The organism is Paenibacillus sp. 05T425 (assembly GCF_056396205.1).
Genome location: NZ_JBFTLA010000011.1, coordinates 66,902 through 86,004 on the forward strand (window position 1 = coordinate 66,902; position 19,103 = coordinate 86,004).

15 protein-coding genes are annotated in these 19,103 nt (G+C 46.2%); 12 read left to right on the forward strand and 3 right to left on the reverse strand.

Going from position 1 to position 19,103, the window contains the following annotated elements; genetic code table 11:
* Nucleotides 1-4 precede the first annotated feature (4 nt).
* Nucleotides 5-1,003, forward strand: coding sequence for an inorganic phosphate transporter (locus tag AC1DF0_RS23585; RefSeq protein WP_477575498.1), 999 nt, complete (start codon nt 5-7; stop codon nt 1,001-1,003).
* Nucleotides 1,004-1,941: 938 nt separating this feature from the next.
* On the opposite strand, the gene AC1DF0_RS23590 is transcribed toward AC1DF0_RS23585, so the two are convergent.
* Nucleotides 1,942-2,604 (reverse strand): helix-turn-helix domain-containing protein, encoded by a 663-nt coding sequence (locus tag AC1DF0_RS23590; protein ID WP_477575499.1) that lies wholly within the window; start codon nt 2,602-2,604, stop codon nt 1,942-1,944.
* Nucleotides 2,605-2,740: 136 nt separating this feature from the next.
* On the reverse strand, nt 2,741-3,322 hold the full coding sequence (locus AC1DF0_RS23595; RefSeq protein ID WP_477575500.1) for a hypothetical protein: 582 nt from the start codon (nt 3,320-3,322) through the stop codon (nt 2,741-2,743).
* Between the two features lie 258 nt (nt 3,323-3,580).
* Here AC1DF0_RS23595 and AC1DF0_RS23600 point away from each other — a divergent pair, with 258 nt between their 5' ends.
* From AC1DF0_RS23600 to AC1DF0_RS23625, 6 genes are all read left to right on the forward strand, one after another.
* Nucleotides 3,581-3,871 carry a YerC/YecD family TrpR-related protein gene (locus AC1DF0_RS23600; RefSeq protein ID WP_020619046.1) on the forward strand — a complete coding sequence of 97 codons (291 nt, stop codon included), beginning with the start codon at nt 3,581-3,583 and terminating at the stop codon, nt 3,869-3,871.
* Nucleotides 3,872-3,877: 6 nt separating this feature from the next.
* The gene (locus AC1DF0_RS23605; protein ID WP_477575501.1) at nt 3,878-4,657 is read left to right on the forward strand and encodes a sirohydrochlorin chelatase; all 780 of its coding nucleotides are present in this window, start codon (nt 3,878-3,880) and stop codon (nt 4,655-4,657) included.
* 66 nt (nt 4,658-4,723) lie between these two features.
* Complete coding sequence (locus AC1DF0_RS23610) at nt 4,724-5,632, forward strand: diacylglycerol kinase (protein ID WP_475824329.1); 909 nt, start codon at nt 4,724-4,726, stop codon at nt 5,630-5,632.
* Nucleotides 5,633-5,746: 114 nt separating this feature from the next.
* The gene (gene rlmD / locus AC1DF0_RS23615; protein WP_477575502.1) at nt 5,747-7,246 is read left to right on the forward strand and encodes a 23S rRNA (uracil(1939)-C(5))-methyltransferase RlmD; all 1,500 of its coding nucleotides are present in this window, start codon (nt 5,747-5,749) and stop codon (nt 7,244-7,246) included.
* 193 nt (nt 7,247-7,439) lie between these two features.
* Complete coding sequence (locus AC1DF0_RS23620) at nt 7,440-7,763, forward strand: hypothetical protein (RefSeq protein WP_477575503.1); 324 nt, start codon at nt 7,440-7,442, stop codon at nt 7,761-7,763.
* A gap of 79 nt (nt 7,764-7,842) precedes the next feature.
* Nucleotides 7,843-8,859, forward strand: a complete 1,017-nt coding sequence (locus AC1DF0_RS23625; protein ID WP_477575504.1) for a type II TA system antitoxin MqsA family protein — start codon at nt 7,843-7,845, stop codon at nt 8,857-8,859.
* Nucleotides 8,860-9,485: 626 nt separating this feature from the next.
* Here the strand turns inward: AC1DF0_RS23625 and AC1DF0_RS23630 are convergent.
* Nucleotides 9,486-9,944 carry a transposase gene (locus tag AC1DF0_RS23630; RefSeq protein WP_477575505.1) on the reverse strand — a complete coding sequence of 153 codons (459 nt, stop codon included), beginning with the start codon at nt 9,942-9,944 and terminating at the stop codon, nt 9,486-9,488.
* 183 nt (nt 9,945-10,127) lie between these two features.
* Here AC1DF0_RS23630 and AC1DF0_RS23635 point away from each other — a divergent pair, with 183 nt between their 5' ends.
* Genes AC1DF0_RS23635 through AC1DF0_RS23655 form a run of 5 tightly spaced genes read left to right on the forward strand, consistent with a single transcriptional unit; the run spans nt 10,128 to nt 19,000 of the window.
* Nucleotides 10,128-10,562 (forward strand): nucleotide-binding protein, encoded by a 435-nt coding sequence (locus AC1DF0_RS23635; protein WP_477575506.1) that lies wholly within the window; start codon nt 10,128-10,130, stop codon nt 10,560-10,562.
* 49 nt (nt 10,563-10,611) lie between these two features.
* Nucleotides 10,612-12,144, forward strand: coding sequence for a TIGR02677 family protein (locus tag AC1DF0_RS23640; RefSeq protein ID WP_477575507.1), 1,533 nt, complete (start codon nt 10,612-10,614; stop codon nt 12,142-12,144).
* Between the two features lie 32 nt (nt 12,145-12,176).
* Nucleotides 12,177-13,409, forward strand: a complete 1,233-nt coding sequence (locus AC1DF0_RS23645) for a TIGR02678 family protein (protein ID WP_477575508.1) — start codon at nt 12,177-12,179, stop codon at nt 13,407-13,409.
* An 11-nt stretch (nt 13,410-13,420) separates the two neighbouring features.
* Nucleotides 13,421-17,551 carry a TIGR02680 family protein gene (locus AC1DF0_RS23650; RefSeq protein ID WP_477575509.1) on the forward strand — a complete coding sequence of 1,377 codons (4,131 nt, stop codon included), beginning with the start codon at nt 13,421-13,423 and terminating at the stop codon, nt 17,549-17,551.
* 39 nt (nt 17,552-17,590) lie between these two features.
* Nucleotides 17,591-19,000 (forward strand): TIGR02679 domain-containing protein, encoded by a 1,410-nt coding sequence (locus AC1DF0_RS23655; RefSeq protein WP_477575510.1) that lies wholly within the window; start codon nt 17,591-17,593, stop codon nt 18,998-19,000.
* Nucleotides 19,001-19,103: the final 103 nt, after the last annotated feature.

The following is a 19,103-nucleotide window of genomic DNA, read 5'->3' on the forward strand; positions in this document are numbered from 1 at the left end:
CAATATGGATATGTACGTCTTATGGATCGTTGTCTTTCTGGCGCTTTCGTTTGATTTTATAAATGGTTTTCACGATACGGCTAATGCCATTGCGACTTCCGTATCGACTCGCGCGCTTAAGCCGCGCGTAGCGATCGTTCTAGCGGCGGTCATGAACTTCGTCGGCGCGCTTACGTTCACGGGCGTTGCGGCGACGATCGGTAAAGGCGTAGCCGACCCCTCCAAGCTTGAGCATGGGGTGGAGATCGTTATCGCAGCTTTGCTGTCAGCCATCGTATGGAACTTGATTACGTGGTGGTTCGGTATTCCTTCCTCCTCGTCGCATGCGCTTATCGGTTCCCTCATGGGCGCGGTTATCGCAGGTGCAGGAGTCTCGAATATTAATGCGAGCGGCTTGACGGATATCGTTACTGCACTGATCGCATCACCGCTTATTGCTTTCACGGCGGGCTTCATTATCATGTGGATATTGAAAAAGATATTTGCCAAGTCGAGTCCGCATCAGGTCAATAAAGGCTTCCGCTTCGGGCAGATCTTAACCGCTGCGTTCCAATCGTTCTCGCACGGTACGAATGATGCGCAGAAAGCGATGGGGATTATCGTATTCGCTTTGGTTGCGGCAGACGTTCAGGACGATATGTCCGTTCCATTGTGGGTCAAGCTGTCGGCAGCGACAGCAATGGCACTCGGTACTTCGATCGGCGGCTGGAAGATCATCAAGACGATGGGTACGAAGATATTCAAGATCGAGCCAATCAACGGCTTCGCAGCTGATATTGGTTCGGCTATCGTAATTCTGACAGCTACGATGATTCATTTGCCGGTAAGTACGACACATGTTATTACGTCGTCCATTCTCGGTGTCGGCAGCGCGAAGCGCTTCTCCGCCGTAAAATGGGGCGTCGCAGGCAAAATCGTCGTATCGTGGATTATTACGATTCCGATCACGGTGCTGATGGCGATGTTCTTCTACTGGTTGATTCACTTCTTCTTCCTGAAATAGGAGGGAGAAGGCCGCGGGCTTTGAGATATGAGATAGTGAGGCAATCCTCACTCGCCGTGAACTTGGGTTCACGGGGAATGAGCTTTGCCTCACTATTTTTTTGCTGTCTCGTGGTGTGAGCATATAGCGGCGGCGGTAGCACGGGGACGGGGACCTGGACAGGGGACCTGCGCTATGAAGGAGCTCATTATATAGTGAGGCGAATCTCACTAATTGCCGACTAGTTGGAGCTTCTAGCTGAAGTAGTGAGGCAAACCTCACTTGTCGTGAACCTAGGTTCACGAGATATGAGATTTACCTCACTATTTGATGGTGGAGTCGCTGTGACGGGGCGAAAGTGTGAGGCTAGCCTCATTCTGGATGAGGTTATGCTCATAGATCGCGGTGTATGAGGGTGCGGGATGGTAAGGTTTGTGCGTAGCTCGCTCGGTGGTGGTGCGTGTTGTGCATGGTGCCAGAGTAACCTGATATTGAACTTGGCTGCTCCTATGTCAGGCTGGCTTGAGTATGAAAGAGCTCATTATATAGTGAGGTGAATCTCACTAATTGCCGCCTTATTGGAGCTTCTGGCCGGAGCAGTGAGGTAAACCTCACTTGCCGTGAACGTAGGTTCACGAGGAATGAGGTTTGCCTCACTAATCGAGGGTCGAGTGGTTGTGTTGCGGCGAATGAGTGAGTCTGGCCTCACTGGGATGAGGACAACCTCACCTATTCGGGAACGGGATATGCACAAACCGCTCACAGCTGTGCATGAACGGTAATGAAATCGTGTGTGGCGATGGGCAGCAGCTTGTGGATAGAACAATAAGTCGTCTAAGGTGCACAAATGGGGGACAATTGGCTGTGGACGCAAAAGCTCAAACGTTATCCACAAGTGGACAACGTTTGAGCTTTTTATTCTTATTCGGTTAATTATTCACATATTAACAGAATATTCACTATTCATTGGGGATAGAGAGCTTGTAGAAGGTGATTCGCTGACCGGACTTCAGACCGCGGAAGATCCCTTCTTGTTCATAACGCTTCAGCCAATCGATCGCCGTTCGATTACTGATGCGGAATTCGCGTGCGACCTCGCTGGGCTTCAGCTTGGCATCACGGCGTCTTGCCAGTTGAATAAGCAGCGTCTTGCGGGCTTCCCACAGCTTGGTGTCATAGGCGGTCTGACCGTTATACGCAACCGACCACCAGTGGCCGATCGCCTGCTTGATCTGGGCGATGCATCGCTGAGAGTCATGAGCGGCTTGCCAAGCCGAGAAGCGAAGAAGGAGCCAACCCGAGAGGACGAGATCATTTTGCCTAGCGAGATGATCATTGAACTCACCGGGCGTAATCTGACTGGCATGCGTCGTAAAGCCGTCGAGTTCGATGGCGAGGCGGACGCCGTTCTTCACGAAGACGAAGTCCGCGAAGCGTTGACCGCCCTTGTGATCGATGAACGGAAACTCCGCACGCAGGCCATCATAGTTGTAATCGAACGCCGCTCCCCAGACTTGCTCGAGGAAGACTAGCGCGGTCTTATCCAGTTTGCTGCGGAACTTGCCGGTGAGCGAGGCTTCATGCTCGAACGATTCAATAAAGCGAAGTAGATTAGGATGCAAGTTGATACCTCCTTCGTCGATAGGAACGACAAAACACCCCAAGCCGCAGCGCATAACGCGCTGAAGCTGGGGTGTTCTTCACTCCGATTGATTGCTTATAGATATATCATAACGAATGGCTGAGTGTTCGGCAAGCTTAGCGGCGGCGCTTCTTCGCTACAGGGCGCTTAGTCGTAGTACCTTTGCGGCCAGAGGCAGGTTTCTTGCGGCGTCTCTTGCGCTTAGGCTTCCAATCGGTCGCATCGCTGTCATCGTCATCCTTGGACTTCTTGAAGGAGGCGAGCAGTACTTTCACAAGCGGCGCCATCTGGGAGACACTGGACACAACCTTCTGCACCTTACCCACTGTCGTCAGAATACCGTCAATACCACCCATTCGGTCGATGTAGCCTTTAATATCGCCTAAGCTTGCGAGGGAGAAGCCTCCAGTCTTCGTTATGGCCGGTGCAGCCTCCACGAGCTCGCCGAGCGTCGCATCCTTTGGTATGGTCGGAATGGAGGGGAGCATATCCGGCGTCGGAACGACAACCGGCGAAGGAGGCGGAGCGACGGGAAGGATGGCCGACGTTTCCGCGTCCACGATTTTGACGCCGCTCGATTTCAAACCGCTTGACTTGTTCCTGTACGACTGGCTGTGCTGGCTCTGGCCATGGCGGTAGGTGCCGTGTGTCGGGAACTGATGTTGATCGCCGGCACTCGGGTTATTGCGATAATCCACACGGATCACAACCCTTTTTTTTATTAGTTTATGCATAGGCGCTAGGTCGGATTGGACGAATGCCCCGATTAATGAACTTTTTCCATGATATTCGCCCTGTGCTTGTATGGGAACGGCTAAGCTTGGTCCACTGTCGACCCTTCCGTCCTGTAAAGCGTGAATACGGTAATGTTTGAAAAAACAGTCCAAAAAAGCTACAATAATAGCGATAGTTCGATAATCCGCGAGATACCTTATAAATAAATGGAGTGAATGCTCATGCAGCTTAAGAAGCTGAACGATAAAGCGATTGACCAACTGTTCGAAGCGGTTCTGACTTTGAAGTCGGTTGAGGAATGTTATGTGTTTTTTGACGACCTGTGCACGGTGAACGAGATTCAGTCGTTGTCCCAGCGTCTAGAGGTCGCGCGTATGCTCGGCAAGGGCAGTACATACAATCAGATCGAAGCGGAGACGGGTGCCAGCACGGCGACAATCTCGCGAGTTAAGCGCTGTTTGAATTACGGCAATGACGGGTATAAAATGGCATTAGAGCGTCTTGGAAGGTAAGCCCATATGAAGTCGGGCATTCTCGTTATAAGTCACGGCTCCAGGGAAGCAAGCTGGGTGGAGCTCGTTGATGCTGCTGTTAAGCAAGCCTCCTCTTCGCCTCGTCTTGCAGGCGTACCTATTGTGTCGTCCTTCCTGGAGATCGTGGAGGGACGGCTTATTCAGGATGGTATCGACGAGCTGGAGAAGGCCGGCGTGACGGATATGCTGGTCGTGCCGCTGTTCGTCTCGTCCGGAAGTACGCATGTAGACGAGATCGGGCAGGCGTTCGGCCTGCCATGGGTGTCCGATCTTGAAGGCGATCTCGGCACGTTCCGCGTAGCGGCGAAGGTGACGTACGGTTCGCCGATCGACGACGATCCGGACATTGCCGAGCTGCTGCTCGCTAACATTGCCGAGCTGTCGGAAGCGCCGGAGCGTGAAGCGGTGCTACTGATCGGGCATGGCAGCAAGGAGAAGGTGTTCCACGAGCGCTGGCAGCAAGGCCTTTCGTTGCTCGCAGCGCGGCTGCAGGCGCTTGGCGGCTTCGCTCAGTCGGAGCATGCGATGCTGCTCCCCGACCAGGCTGCGGCTAAGCTAGCGGCGATGCAGAGCGAGCATCCTGAACTGGCGGTGATCGTAGTGCCGCTGTTCTTGAGCCCGGGTTATTTTACAAGCCATGTCGTGCCGACTCGTCTTGCTGGACTTGACTATCGGTATAACGGACGTGCGATGCTGCCGAATCCGGCGATTGAACGCTGGCTGACACGGCAGATGACGAGCTGGCTTGATGGACGGAATGGTTGATAGGTAATGAAGGTTACATAATAGATAGTTGTATGGGATAACTAGGGGTGTGAGAGTCATATGAGTATTAAACGGGCAAGGCTTATCTATAACCCGACATCGGGAAGAGAAGAGATGAAGCGGCGTCTTCCGGATATTTTGCAGAAGCTGGAGCAGGGCGGGATCGAGACGAGCTGTCATGCGACGATCGGCGAAGGCGATGCGACGATGGCTGCGGCTGAAGCTGCGGATCGCGGCTATGATATGATTATCGCGGCTGGCGGCGACGGTACGCTGTATGAAGTGATCAACGGCCTAGCGAACAAGACGAACATTCCTCCGCTGGGCATATTGCCTGTGGGGACGACGAATGATTTTGCCAGAGCGACGGGCATCCCGAAGCATTGGGAGTACGCTTGCGACCTTATCATTCAGCAGTATACTCGACCGATTGACGTCGGCAAGGCGAATGATCGCTACTTTATTAACATTGCCGGCGGCGGATCGCTCACGGAGCTGACTTACGATGTGCCGAGCAAGCTCAAGACGATGGTTGGGCAGCTTGCTTATTATATGAAGGGTCTGGAGAAAATGACCCGCCTGCGCCCGACCGAATTGAAGTTCGAAGCGGCCGGCGTCGGGGAGTTCCACGACGAGTTCATGATGTTCCTCATCTGCAACAGCAACTCCGTAGGCGGCTTCGAGCGTCTGGCTCCGGATTCGTTGCTTGATGACGGCTTGCTCGACGTGCTGCTCATCCGTAAGTGTAACTTGCCGGAATTCATCAAGCTTGTCACACTCGCGCTGCGCGGGGAGCATCTGAATGATCCGCATGTGGTCCACTTCCGGACGAATGAGCTTAAGGTGACGACACCGGATTACGTTCAGATTAATCTGGACGGCGAATATGGCGGCGTATTGCCATGCACGTTCTCCGTGCTGCCGTCGCATCTTCAGATTTTTGCCGATGAAACGGGAATTTCCACATATCGTTAGTAGCTGCGGCTAGTCTCATGACCATGCGAATGGTGCAAAGAGGCTGGCCGTATTGTATGATAGGAGTTAGATTTTTGATTAAGGACGGCTATGAAGGCAGAGCGGAGAGATTACATGCGTAAAGGTACGAACAAGAGCGGCAGCCATAACGGAAGATCCAATAGGGGGCGCAACACGGTGGCCGAGAAGGAACGGGCAGACGCGCCCTTCCAGAAGAACGAAGAGGTGACGCTCGATATTATCGGCCTCACCCATGACGGCGAAGGCGTAGGACGCGCGAACGGCTTCACCCTGTTCATCCAAGGGGCGCTGCCCGGCGAGCGCGTACGCGCGAAAGTGATGAAAGTGAAGAAGCAGTACGGCTATGCCCGTCTGACGGAACTGCTGGAGAAGAGCGCGGATCGTCAGGAGCCGCCTTGCGATATTTATAAGGAATGCGGCGGCTGCCAGCTGCAGCATTTTGACTATGCGGCTCAGCTGGCATGGAAGCGGCAGCATGTCGTCGATAACCTCGTGCGGATCGGGAAGCTGAATGTGGTGGGAGAGGCCAATGGGGACGGGGTATCGTCGGCTGGAATCGTTGTTCATCCTACGGTCGGTATGGACAAGCCTTGGCGCTATCGCAACAAGGCGAGCGTGCCGATCGGCACGCATAACGCGAGCGGCGAGCTGATCGCCGGCTTCTACGCCCGCGGCAGCCATCGCATCATCGACATGGACGATTGCCTCATCGAGCACGAGCATAATGACGAGGTTGTCCGCGTCGTCAAGCGGATTGGGCGTGAGCTAGGCGTCACGCCTTATGACGAAGAGTCAGGTCAGGGAGTGCTGCGCCATGTTATGGCTCGGACAGGCGTTGTGACTGGCGAAATTATGGTGGTGCTCATAACTAACGTTAAGAAGCTGCCTTTGGCAGATCGCTGGATAGAGCGCATCCGCGAGGAGCTCCCAGGCGTGAAGAGCATCGTGCAGAACGTGAACACGCGCGAGACGAACGTTATTTTCGGCGACGAAACTCGTACGCTGTGGGGCAGCGACGTCATCTACGACGAGCTCGACGGCATTCGCTTTGCCATCTCCGCGAGATCGTTCTATCAGGTAAATCCGGTGCAGACGGTTGAGCTGTATAGAAGAGCCGTTGAATACGCGGGTCTAACGGGTAACGAAGATGTTATCGATGCTTATTGCGGCATCGGGACGATTTCGTTGTTCCTCGCTCGGAAGGCCGGCCGCGTCTACGGCGTAGAGATTGTGCCTGAAGCGATTGAGGACGCTGCGCGGAATGCGGAGTTGAACGGTATTGCGAATGCTAAGTTTGAAGCGGGACCTGCGGAGGTCGTTATTCCTCGCTGGCGCGAGGAAGGCGTGACCGCCGACGTGATCGTCGTCGATCCGCCGCGCAAAGGCTGCGATCCTGCGCTGCTGGACACGATCTTGAAGATGCAGCCGAAGCGGGTTGTGTATGTGAGTTGTAATTCATCGACGTTAGCGAGAGACTTGAGGGTGCTCGAGGATGGCGGGTATCGGACGGTGGAGGTAACACCGGTGGATATGTTTCCTCATACGACTCATATTGAGAGCGTTTCTAGCTTAATTTATAGGGGGTTTTCGTGAGTGGATAGGGACATTGGAGACACGAGTAATTTGTGTCCCAAATTTATATTGCAATAAAGCATCATTTTATTGCTTATCCGATGTCGATTTAGAAAATAATCATCCAAATAAAACGTCCAGAAAAGTGTAATCATTTGATTGCACTTTTTTGATGCGGATAGTATAATTTAGGAGCAGGAGGTGAAACATATAGATGACGACGGCGGAATTTTTACGGCAAGCAAAAGCACTCATTTCTAGCGGACGTACTTACTTCTCAAAGCGGAATGATTACGATAGCGTTCAAGCTCTTTTTGATTTAGGTATTGAAGACAGAAGAGGAGCTTGGCGGGAGATCATGAAGTTGAAGCCTAGTGACCAATATAAGCCGCCTGAGTTGGATCGTAGAGGATCCGAGGAGTTGGTTTGGTTTTTTAGGAAAGAACTTAACGGGAAAATTGCATACATTAAGTTAACCATAGATCATAATCTGTGCATGTGCATCTCATTTCATCCTGAAGGATACACACAAAATTAAATACATAGGAAGACGGGGGTTTTCGGAAACCTCGTCCCCTACTTTATATAAATTCCGACCTAATGAGGAGGGAATAGTAATGGAAATATTGAACTATTGTGAGTCTTGTCATGCAGAACATACTTATACCATAAAAAAAGAACTTCAGGTATTTAGATTTAGGGGGCAGGATATTGAGCTAGAACGAAGGATAGCGTTTTGTAACAACTGTGGTTTACTAATTGATGTGGAAGAGTTGGAAACCGAAACAATGGTTAATGTAACGCGAATTTATTCCGAAAAGTATGGTATGACATCATTTGAGATTCAGAACGTGAGGCAACAATATAAATTGGGGGTCAGGCCGTTTGCTAAGTTGCTGAATATTGGAGCTGCAAGTGTAACTAGATATGAATCTGGGAGTTTGCCGCAAGCAACCCATTTAGAGCTATATAAACGATTGCAACAACATCCACATGTTATATTAGAGTTCTTCAATAGAAATAAAGGTTTGTTATCTAGTAGGGAATTAAAAATGGCGGAAACATCACTTGATGCTTGGACTATCGCCTCACAATCATTTCAGACAGACGAACAAATTATTGAATMTATTTATAAATCACATGAAACAACGGATTTGGCTGGTTATAGTGATTTTTCCTTAGAAAAGTTCATTCATATGATCGTTTATTTCACGACAAATGGGGTTTTAAAAACAAAACTTATGAAATTGATGTGGTATAGTGATTTTCTGTATTTTAAAAGACAAACAGTATCAATAACGGGCGCAACTTATGTTAAATACCCATATGGTCCGGTGCCCAAAGATCACGATATGGCTTTGGCCCATTTACAACATATGAATGTTATTGAAGTTGATGAACGTACGAATGATGAAGGCTGGACGATGATGATGATCAAAGCTTCTGAGCCATTTGATTCAACAGTATTTTCTGATGATGAATTAGAGATTATGCAGGAAATTGAAGCGCATTTTAGAGATTATGGTTCCAGAAAAATTAGTGAATATGCACATAATGAAATTGGATGGATAGAAACAGAAGAAAAACAACCAATTAGTTATAGATACGCCGAAGATTTAAGAGAATTTTATTGAAACTATTGAGATCAAATATTGTAATCTACTTAATTTTTAGTAAACTGGAAAATAATTATAAATATTGGGGCGGACTTCAGAAAAAGCTGCTTAGTACTGCCACACGATCCTAAACAGTATTTTTAAAATTCAGTAACATCAATAGTGGTGTTAGTATGGTGCGAAAATGAGATGTGACAGGTTTGCTTCGACTGAATAATGTTGGTTTTTGATGTGGCTGTCCAACCGAGTAAATAAGTGCCCCATTAACCTGCAAGACGCTTCTATGATCACTGAATAAGTGGCTATGGAAGCGTCTTATTTATGTATATGGAGTTGAAAATCAAGCATGCTTTCGAGACAATATTATCATATGCAGACTAAGAGAATTTACTCCAAATAAGAATAGTGAACCAAAAGAAGCATGTGAAAACATCTTGAATAAAATACATTATGAATCACAATGAACCAGACTTTTGATTAGAAATAGATTGTTACTATTTGAAAATAAATGATTTTCGAGTGCCTCGAGTTAATTCCATAGCTAAGTAAAAAATATTTTCCTTAGTTGTGGTTACCGAAAAATCTACTTAACCAAATATATTTCTTCATATGGATTGTAAATAGGGTGGTTGTCTGAGAAAAGGTTACTTTTTTCGTCTGTTTTTGAATTTAGATTCTAGCTGCGGGAAAACGGAGAGAATTTCTTTTCTCCACACGTAATAGGTTTTTGAGGATATCCCTAAGTGCTGGATAATTTCGGTAGGGCTTTTGTTCGTCTTATGAATTTCAACGATGAGGTCAAGGATGGATTGGTGTTTTCTCCTTCGATAATAAAGAGGCTGTCGATTTACGACGTAAGCTTTGCTGCAATCGTGGCAATAAATTCGTACTAATGGAGCTGTTCCATGCTTTCTCACATTGTTGGATTGGCACTCGGGGCAGCGTTTATGAGGATCGCGGGCTTTTGGGTCGCGTTTTTCCAATGAATGATCAACTTGCTTGATTGTATTTTTGAGAAGCTTGCGTAATTCCTTCAATTCGGAAAGACTATTTTGTTTCGTAAATTTTTCAAGCCACAGTTTTATATTAAGTAGTTCCTCCAAAACTAATTTCCTCCATCCATATTTAGATATACGAAGTTTAATTTCTTTTCAACAGAAAAACAACAATTAACTTCCAAAAATGATCTTAATATATCTAAATGGTAGACGATGGATTGCCTTTAGGGTATGATTAGCTAAAATTTTACATGCAAGTTTGGCACGGATTAGGAGGACATCTGGTAGATGAAAATTTTCATTGGAAGCTCGAACTCGCAGCAATCGCTAACAGATCTGAGACAAGTAGCGATGATTATTGAGGAAGAAGGTCATGAGCCCCTGCCGTGGAACAAGCGGGGATTATTTCAATTGGGAAATTATGCACTGGATAGCTTGCGCGACATAAGCTTGAACGTTGATGCAGCAATATTGATTTTCAATGAAGATGATAAGGTATGGTATAGGAATGATTTTGCACTGCAGCCAAGAGACAATGTTGTTCTGGAGTTCGGTATCTTTTTTTCACAGTTGGGTAGAGGTAGAACAATTATTTGTCGACGGGGCCTGGCCAAAATCCCGTCTGACCTTAGTGGGATCGTGTATTGTAATTTAAACAAAGAATTTAAAGCACAGGCTGTATTGATTGAGTGGTTGCAATCTTTGCATGCTGGCAATCGCTAATAACTCTAGTCTACTTTGCCTCATATTTCTTACTTTCTCGGAGGTTCGCTTGAGTAAAATTCCTAATTTAATTTCATTTCGCGGTGTCACGGAGTTGAAATATGTGAATGCCGACAATGTGACTCGTTATCGCGTAATCATGCGTTTTTTGTATGAACAATATCAAAAGCTCAACTATTGGTTAAAGCCAGAGCAGATTTTTGAAGGTGTAATGTCATGGCAGCTGCATAAAAATTACACGTTAGAGCAATGCCATCTAGACCTGGAGCAATTAGTGGAGTGGGGCAATTTAAGCTCTCGCCATGATGGCGGCAGATCGCTTACCGTGGAGGAGTATTTGCGAAAAAAATACCAATATCTGTTGACCCCCTATTCGATTGAGATCGAGCGTTTGCTGGAGAGCTTGGAGAAGGTTCACGGATACGGGGGATCACTAGAGCCAACACTTTTTGACTGGATTGCCGATACGTTATTTGGAATACGAGAGCATGCAGGCGTATACGAGCAGGAGCAGGCGCTGGAGTTATGGAATAGTTTGTACAACTCGTTTCAGAGGCTCCATGAGGCATCTGTGGATTATATAGCGAGCCTCCAAACAAATAAGGCAGAGGAGCTGATGGCCACCGATGCTTTTTTGTTATATAAGGATTCAATTACCCAGTATCTACGGGATTTCGTACAAGCACTGCAGCGACGTTCGTTCAAGATCGAAGGTAATCTGGAACAAATTACAGCAGGGGTAAGAGATTTATTTCTTGAAGCTGTTGTTGAAGACCAATGGCGTATTCCAAAACTGGAAGAAACGATGACGAAAGAGAGATATTTTGAGGAGCTATATGAGAAGTGGAATGGGTTAAAAAGGTGGTTTATAGGGGAAACGGGTTCGACTAGCGAGCTTGAGCTATTAGAAGCAGCTTCTAAGGAAACGGTTGTCAAAATGGTGCGCAGCGCGATCCGCATTCAGGAGCGAAAACGGTCAACGATCAGTCGACGAAAGGAACTTAATTATTTGGGTCAATGGTTTTATCAAAGCGATGATATTGATTCCGCCCATAAGCTAGCTGCGTATGCATTTGGGCTTTTTCCGACTCGACATTTGCAGGGACAAGATAATCGGGAATCGGACAGCTCAGAGATGTCGATGTGGCATGAACCGCCAAACGAAATTACTTTACGATCGCGGAGCCGTAAGAAGAATGAACGTTTGGACACAGATTCGGTTATAGATAAATCTGCAAAAAAGGTGGTATTGAGAAAAGAATACATTCAACGCCATAAACAGGAGCTTCGTTTTGTAATTCAAATGGTAGAAAAAAGAGTAATTCGGATGTCAGAGTTCGATACCGTGTCTGTTTCGGAACGCTTGCAAATTTTGCAATGGATTGGCTTATGTACGGCTACCTCTACATCGTTATTTTATACGCCAGAAGGGGTTAAAATCCAACTAAAGCAGCCGCCCAATAAAGAGCGAACGATCTTACAATGCGAAGATGGAGAACTGGAACTGCTGAACTATGAGTTTCAGTTTGAAGTTGCCAGTGGAGATGCTTGGAACGAGATGATTCATTGGATAGAAGGTTAGAATTGTCCTGAATAACAGAGGGTGGAAGGAAAATGGAAAAGATAAAAATTGGCAAGCCAAATCGGGAGAAAAGACGGCGAACGAATCTTGTCGATAAAGCTGAGCATGAGAATCGGAAAATCGCATGTATGAATGCGCTGCTGAATCGTCCTTGGATTACTAAAGATCATGATCCGCAACTATACTACTGGATAAAAGAGAAACAATCTGAGTTGAAGCAATGGTTTATGGATTTTGCAGGCTATTCTTTATTTGTTAATGCTAAGCTAGCCAAGCTGGACAAAGCTCCTGTAGTAGCATATCCGTGGATGGGATTTCGTGAATTTCGCGAGCCGCTTGATTATGCTTTATTCACGTATGCGCTATGGTTTCTGGAAAGTAGACTAGAGCAAGAACAGTTTCTATTAACTACCCTCGTGAAAGAAATTCGCGAGTATATGTCTGAACAAGGAATGGAAGTGGATTGGAAAAATTATTATCATCGTTTGTCGATGGCGAGAGCGTTAAAAAAACTGAAAAGCATGGGCATTGTGCAAGCTGTTGATGGCCAAGAATCGCGTTGGGCGCAAAGTGACGCTAATACTAGCGATGTCCTATATGAATGTACCTCCTATTCCCGGTATGTATTACGCAACTTCCCAAAGGCGCTTACCGAATATACAACGATGGATGAACTGCGCGAAACTTTAGATTACGGTACGGAGCAAGAAGAACAAAACCGTCGCCGAAAACATCATCTCTACCGTCGCTATTTACTAGAGCCAGTCATCCATGATCGGTTTTGGCTTGACGACTTGTTGTATTTCCACGGGCAACGAAAAAATGTGTTAACACAAATTAAATCGATGTTTGGCTGGGAAGGCAGCAGGTATCGTGAAGGTATTGTTTTTTTTGAGTCGGAACTTATTGCGGAGGCGGAGTTGTTTCCTACGCTGTCTTCTATTTCAGATATAGTCCTGTTAGTATGTGGTGTCATCCGTAATGAAGTGACTACTGCTGATTCTAGTATAAGCGTGGAGCGAGATGGAACGATCCATCTTACTAAAGGAGAGATTGAAAGGATATTAATCCAGCTGCAAAATGATTACAAAAAATATTGGATAAGCGACTACAGTAAAATGAAATCACCTGAATTAGCAGTAGAGGTATGCGATCATTTGACGGAGTGGGGATTTGGAGAGTGGGGAGAAGACGGCTTGTTTGTGCTTTATGCGATTGCTGGGCGTTGGACAGCTCAGTATGGGCCAGTTGAATTAGAGGTATAAGGGGGAGCTTTATGCAAATAGATACCGTAGCGGATGTGGACGTTGCCACGGTCAACCATACTTCACGGTGGCAGATGAACCGGGCAGGCGTTTTGAATTTTTGGCATTATGATGAGGAAGAATTTTGTCTTGAAGAAGGGCGAATTATTTTAAGAGGGACAAATGGCTCTGGCAAGTCGGTTACGATGCAAAGTTTTCTTCCACTTGTATTAGATGGAGATAAAAGACCACAACGTTTAGACCCGTTTGGTTCCCGTGATCGTCGTTTGGAGTATTATTTGCTGGGTGATGCGGAAGAAGGACATACGGACAGAACCGGATATTTGTGGCTAGAGTTTTATCATACAGAAAAAAAACTATATAAAACGATCGGTATTGGTGTGCGAGCGCGTCGTGGGGTAACACAAATTGGCTTTTGGGGCTTTTTGCTGGATGATGGTCGTAGAATTAATTATGACTGCTGGTTGTATGATCGCGAGCTTTGGCTGGAACAAGGAACGAAAACGCCTTTGAATCGAAAAAGGCTGGAGGAAGCGATCGGTGAGGGGGGACAAGTCGTACAGGAGCAAAGCGCCTATCGGGATATGGTCAATAAAACTCTGTTTGGTTTTCAAGACGTAGAGTCCTACCAGGATTTATTGAAGCTGCTATTGGAATTGCGCAGTCCCAAGTTATCGAAAGATTTTAAACCTTCGTCTATGTATGAGATCTTGACGCGAGCTTTACCGCCATTGCATGATGCCGACTTGAATCCGCTCACCGATGTTTTGGAGGATATGGATCAAATTACAGATCGTTTGGAAGAATTGCAACTACATCGTACAGAAATCGAAAAGCTGCATGGCCAGTATGATCGTTATTGTAATTTTTTGCTCCAGACGTATTCTAAGCGTTTATTGGAATTAATGAAAGTGAAGGATCATCTGTCGCAGGAGCTTCATATTTTGGAAGTTCAAAAAAAAGAAGCCGAGCAGGAAGAAGCTGCTATCGTAGATGTCTTAGAGCAAAATCGGCAGCAATTAGAAAAAGCCGAAATGGAGCTTGAGGTTCTGAATAGAGGCGAAGCAATGGAGAAACAAAGAGAACTGGAGATGTCGGAAGGCCAGTTAAATGATACGCGAAATCAGCTAAAGGGTATCGGCGAGCGGATAAACAGTAATACTAAAACATCTGAAAAAATACGGAATGAGATTTTATTTTTAAATGGGAAACTATCTGAATTATCAGCTGTACAGCTTCAAATTATCGATGAACTTGAAGAGCACGCCCGGATGATTGAATTCCGTGAGCATGACATTTATCATGGCTTATGGCAGCGTGGCATGCAAGGAGATGAACGTTGGACAGTTAACTGGAAAAAAGACCTCGACAACCATAAAAAAGCGCTAACTGCAGCCTTAGAGGTGGCAAGAAAGGCGAATGAAGCTGCTAAAGCCGTTGCAGAAGTTGAAATTCAATTGGGAGAAGTTCATAAAGAGCGAAATTTGCTAGAGGAACAATATTCAATTGAAGAAGACGAATTAGACGGGCTTAAACAGACCTTAAGGGAGGAACTGTTGCGTTGGCATGAGAAGTTGAATCAATTAACATTGGAAAGCGAACAGGTGCGGGAATGTTTGCGGGCTGTATCTATGTTAACACCGCTGGAGCGTAAATACGATCTTGTTCGCCAGCCGGTTATCCAAGCTTTTGAACATCAGAATCACGAATTAATCGGACAACGGGTAAAGCTGCAACAGCAACAGGAGTCGCTGAACAAAGAATGTAAGCGAATTGAGCAGGAACTGCAACAATGGCAGGCTTCAAGAGAACCAGAGCCAGCTAGAACGACAGGACGGCTTCTCTCCCGGCAACAAAGAGGGGCTGAAATGGGAGCGCCGCTTTATGCGGCATGTGAATTTCATTCTTCCCTATCTGAAAGTGACAGAGCACAGCTGGAAGAAACGTTAGTGCAAGCTGGTCTGTTAGATGCTTGGATTATTCCAGGCGGGAAGCTCGCACTATGGCATCAAGACAATGATGAAGAGATTTGGCTTGAGCCGAACCCTGTGCAAGGAAGTACACTTGCTGATGTGTTGAATGGAACTCCTCCACTAATTAGCGGGTTATCCCTTGAGGATATTCAACTAGTGCTGAGCAGTATTGAATGGTCACAGGGAAAATTAAGCAATATGCCTTTGAACGGCAATGTGTATGTAAACCGTATTGGCAGCTTCCGCCTAGGCCCGTTGATGGGCAGAAATTTGTCGAAAAGCCGGGCGGAGTACATTGGTACAGAGACACGGTTGCGTACGAAGCAGCTTGAAATCGAGCGTTTGCAGACCGAAAAACAGCATCTTCTGGATCAGATTAAAGATGTTGAAAATGACCTGCAAGCAAATAGAGAACAACAGCAGCAACTGCGAAATGAACTGGATGCTTTTCCGAAAGATGGAGAACTACAGCTCCAGATGGATACGTTGTTACAGACCTCCTATCGGCTTGCTGAGGTGATGAAGCAAGAACAGAAAATGGAAGCTTGGTACAAAGAGAAGGTAACAGCTAAGAAAGAAATTCAACTGCAACTGATCGAACTAACAGAGGGGTGGTCAGGTTTAAAGCAGGAGATTTCGATTAGCGAAGCCATTGAACTATGCGGAGCGTATGGAAATCTAATTTCAGAGTTGTCTTCCACTTTAATACGTACGCAAGAAATGACACGAAATCATGCTAGCTATGAAGAACAGCTAGCGGACATTTTAAGGTTGCTAGAGGACGATTATGAAGAACGACAGGAGTTTGAGGAACGTGAACGCAAATATGCGGCGCAGACCGAAAAGCTGCGGAAGCTTATTCAGGAAACGGATATCGAAGAAGTTTATTTGCAAATTCAGCACCTCAAACATTTAAAGATTGATGTACGCAAAGCAATGGATGATTTGAGAGGGAAAAAAGAGCAGCTTGGTAGCGCTTTAGCGGAAACGAAAGTAAAGCTGGAATTTCAATCCAAGGAGTTGCGGCAATGTGAAACCCAAATGGGTGGGGTCTTGGTAAATTGGCATACGGAGCTTGAGCTTTCCATTACTCCGCAATGGAGGGAGTTTGCCAATCATCACGTGGATGAGAAGGCAACTCGCAAGTTGTGTAAGCAAATAGTAAGAGAATACGAAGCATTGTTTGATCATGTAACCAAGGATCGTGTTTCTCATGATCTTCAGGAGACTTTTTCGATAACCCGTGGCTCTTTAATAGACTATGTCTTGGAGCGTGAGTATCTTGCATCCGGTAGAGTGATAATTGCGTCTAAACGAGATCGTCTGCATCCTTTATCGCTAACGCAACTGTTGGAAGATGTGCGAACATTGGAGCATGAGCAGCAGGTGCTTCTGACGGAAAAAGACCGTGAGCTTTATGAGGAAATTATTTTACGCAGTGTCGGTCGGGCGATTCGACTTCGGATTCACCGGGCCAAAGATTGGGTTGGTCAGATGAATGATCTTATGAAACAACGGGATACATCAAGCGGTTTGCAGTTATCATTGCAATGGACAGCAAGGACGGGAGAAATGGAGTCCGATTTGGATACGGAACCGTTGGTTGAATTATTGTTGCGGGATTCACACCGTTTGGATGATGTAGAAATCGAGCAAGTTATTGCCCATTTCCGTAATCGAATTTTGCTAGCTAAACAAAGCGCTAATGAAGCACAAGGGACATTCCGGGATTATATTTATAATTTACTTGATTACCGTACTTGGTTTAAGTTCACGTTGTTGTATCGCAAAGGGGATAAGCTTGCCTATAAGGAATTAAAAGACGATAAGTTTAATGTCCTGAGCGGTGGAGAAAAAGCAATGTCGATGTATATTCCGCTGCTGGCTGCTACCTATTCCCGATATAGCGATGCTAGCGGAGATGCGCCGAAAATTATTTCATTGGATGAAGCTTTTGCTGGTGTCGATGATGCCAACATTCGAGATATGTTTCTGCTGCTGACCGATATGGGCTTTGATTATATGATGACCTCACAAGTACTCTGGGGATGTTATGATTCGGTTCCACGCCTAGCGATTTATGAGATTCATCGTCCCAAAGATTCGAATACAATTACGTTATTCCATTATCGTTGGGATGGGAAAAAGCGGACACTTGTCGAAAAGTGAAACCGGTAGTAAGCACAAGTGAAGTGAGGCGTTTGAGTAATGGAGACAAGAATCAGGAAATCGGCGAAACAATACTATAGTGATCCGCTGCTCCACAGTTTGTTGGAGACCGCATTTAAGAAATACAGAGGGCAAAATAGGGTAAGGGGAAATATTAACGTCGAAGTGGTATCAAGAGATGAAGCCACAAGGCTGCAAGAGTTTTTTGGCAACCGGTTAGAACGGTTAATTCGGCCAGGCTCTACGATCGAGGTTCCTTTGAAAGTATTTGCCGAGGAGATCGCACAGGGATATAAACTGGATATCCCTGAGTTGTATGAAGTATTATATGGCAAGCCTTTGGTGACTAATGCAGAGCAGCGGCAGTTGGAGGAGCAAGCATGGCACACATTGTTTGAACAGGCCAACAGTATTTTTATGAGCCGTATGGGATTCAGTGCCACTAATCAAACATTAGTGGACAAAACGTTTTATTGGCTTCAAAGGCTGCAAGATGGGAAAGCATCCGGTTACAGAATTGTCCAGCATGCTATGCGAACAAATACCGATTCCGTTGTAATGATATTTTATTGTTTAAAAGCATTATGGTTTCTACTTGTTGAAAACGACAAAATGTTAGCAGAGTTAGGTAGCCATGTCCCGTGGGTGCATCTTCCAATATTCGCACAATTAATTACAGAAGGAGACCCACATGCTTTTGATATGAAATTTCCGGCAGGCAGATTGTTATGGCATGCTTTAGAAGATATCCATACCCAACAAATAAAGAGAGGCATAAGAACAGGGAACGATCATCTGTTAGTTCCTGATTTTATGAAGCGAAGATACATTTATCGGGCCTCTGGGATTATGGCTGATGATATAAGCTCGTATGTGCATGCATTTATACCGAATGAGCATTATGGAACAGCAGCTAGAACACTGAACTTGAGTGAGTTGCATGCTAGTCAAAATTGGTTCAAACCTGCTGACCTATTTGTTTTTGAGAATCCATCTGTGTTTTCGTTTTTAGTAGATGAAACCGTTCATTTTTTGGAGACAAGCGGGGTGGCGCTTGAACAGATTCCCGATCATTTTCCGATCCTCGTATGCACCTCAGGGCAGGCACGCGCTGCGGCAAAATATTTTATTGTTAAATGTATCGAAATCAATTCGGATTGTACGATTCATTACTCCGGTGACATTGACCTCCCAGGCGTGCAAATGCAAATGAACCTAGAAACGTTGGGGCCTGTAAAGGTCTTGCGCATGGATGCTGCCACCTACAAAGAACATGTGCATTCGCGAAGCCGTCCGCTTAGTGAGCAAGATGTGAAAATACTTAAGGGAATGCAGGAGGAGTTACCGAGCGCTATGTCAGAGGAAAAGAAAAAGGTTTATCAAGAAGCGATCACCAAGGAACTGCGAGAAGACTGGATTCAACTAATAAAGAAGGTGTTGGGGTACTAGCGGGGAGTTATTAAGCGTTATAATGGGATAGTAAATTATGAGGCTGGAAATGAGGATCATAGGCCCACATGAAAATCCTAGGAGGTTCGCAACCGAGTTCTGC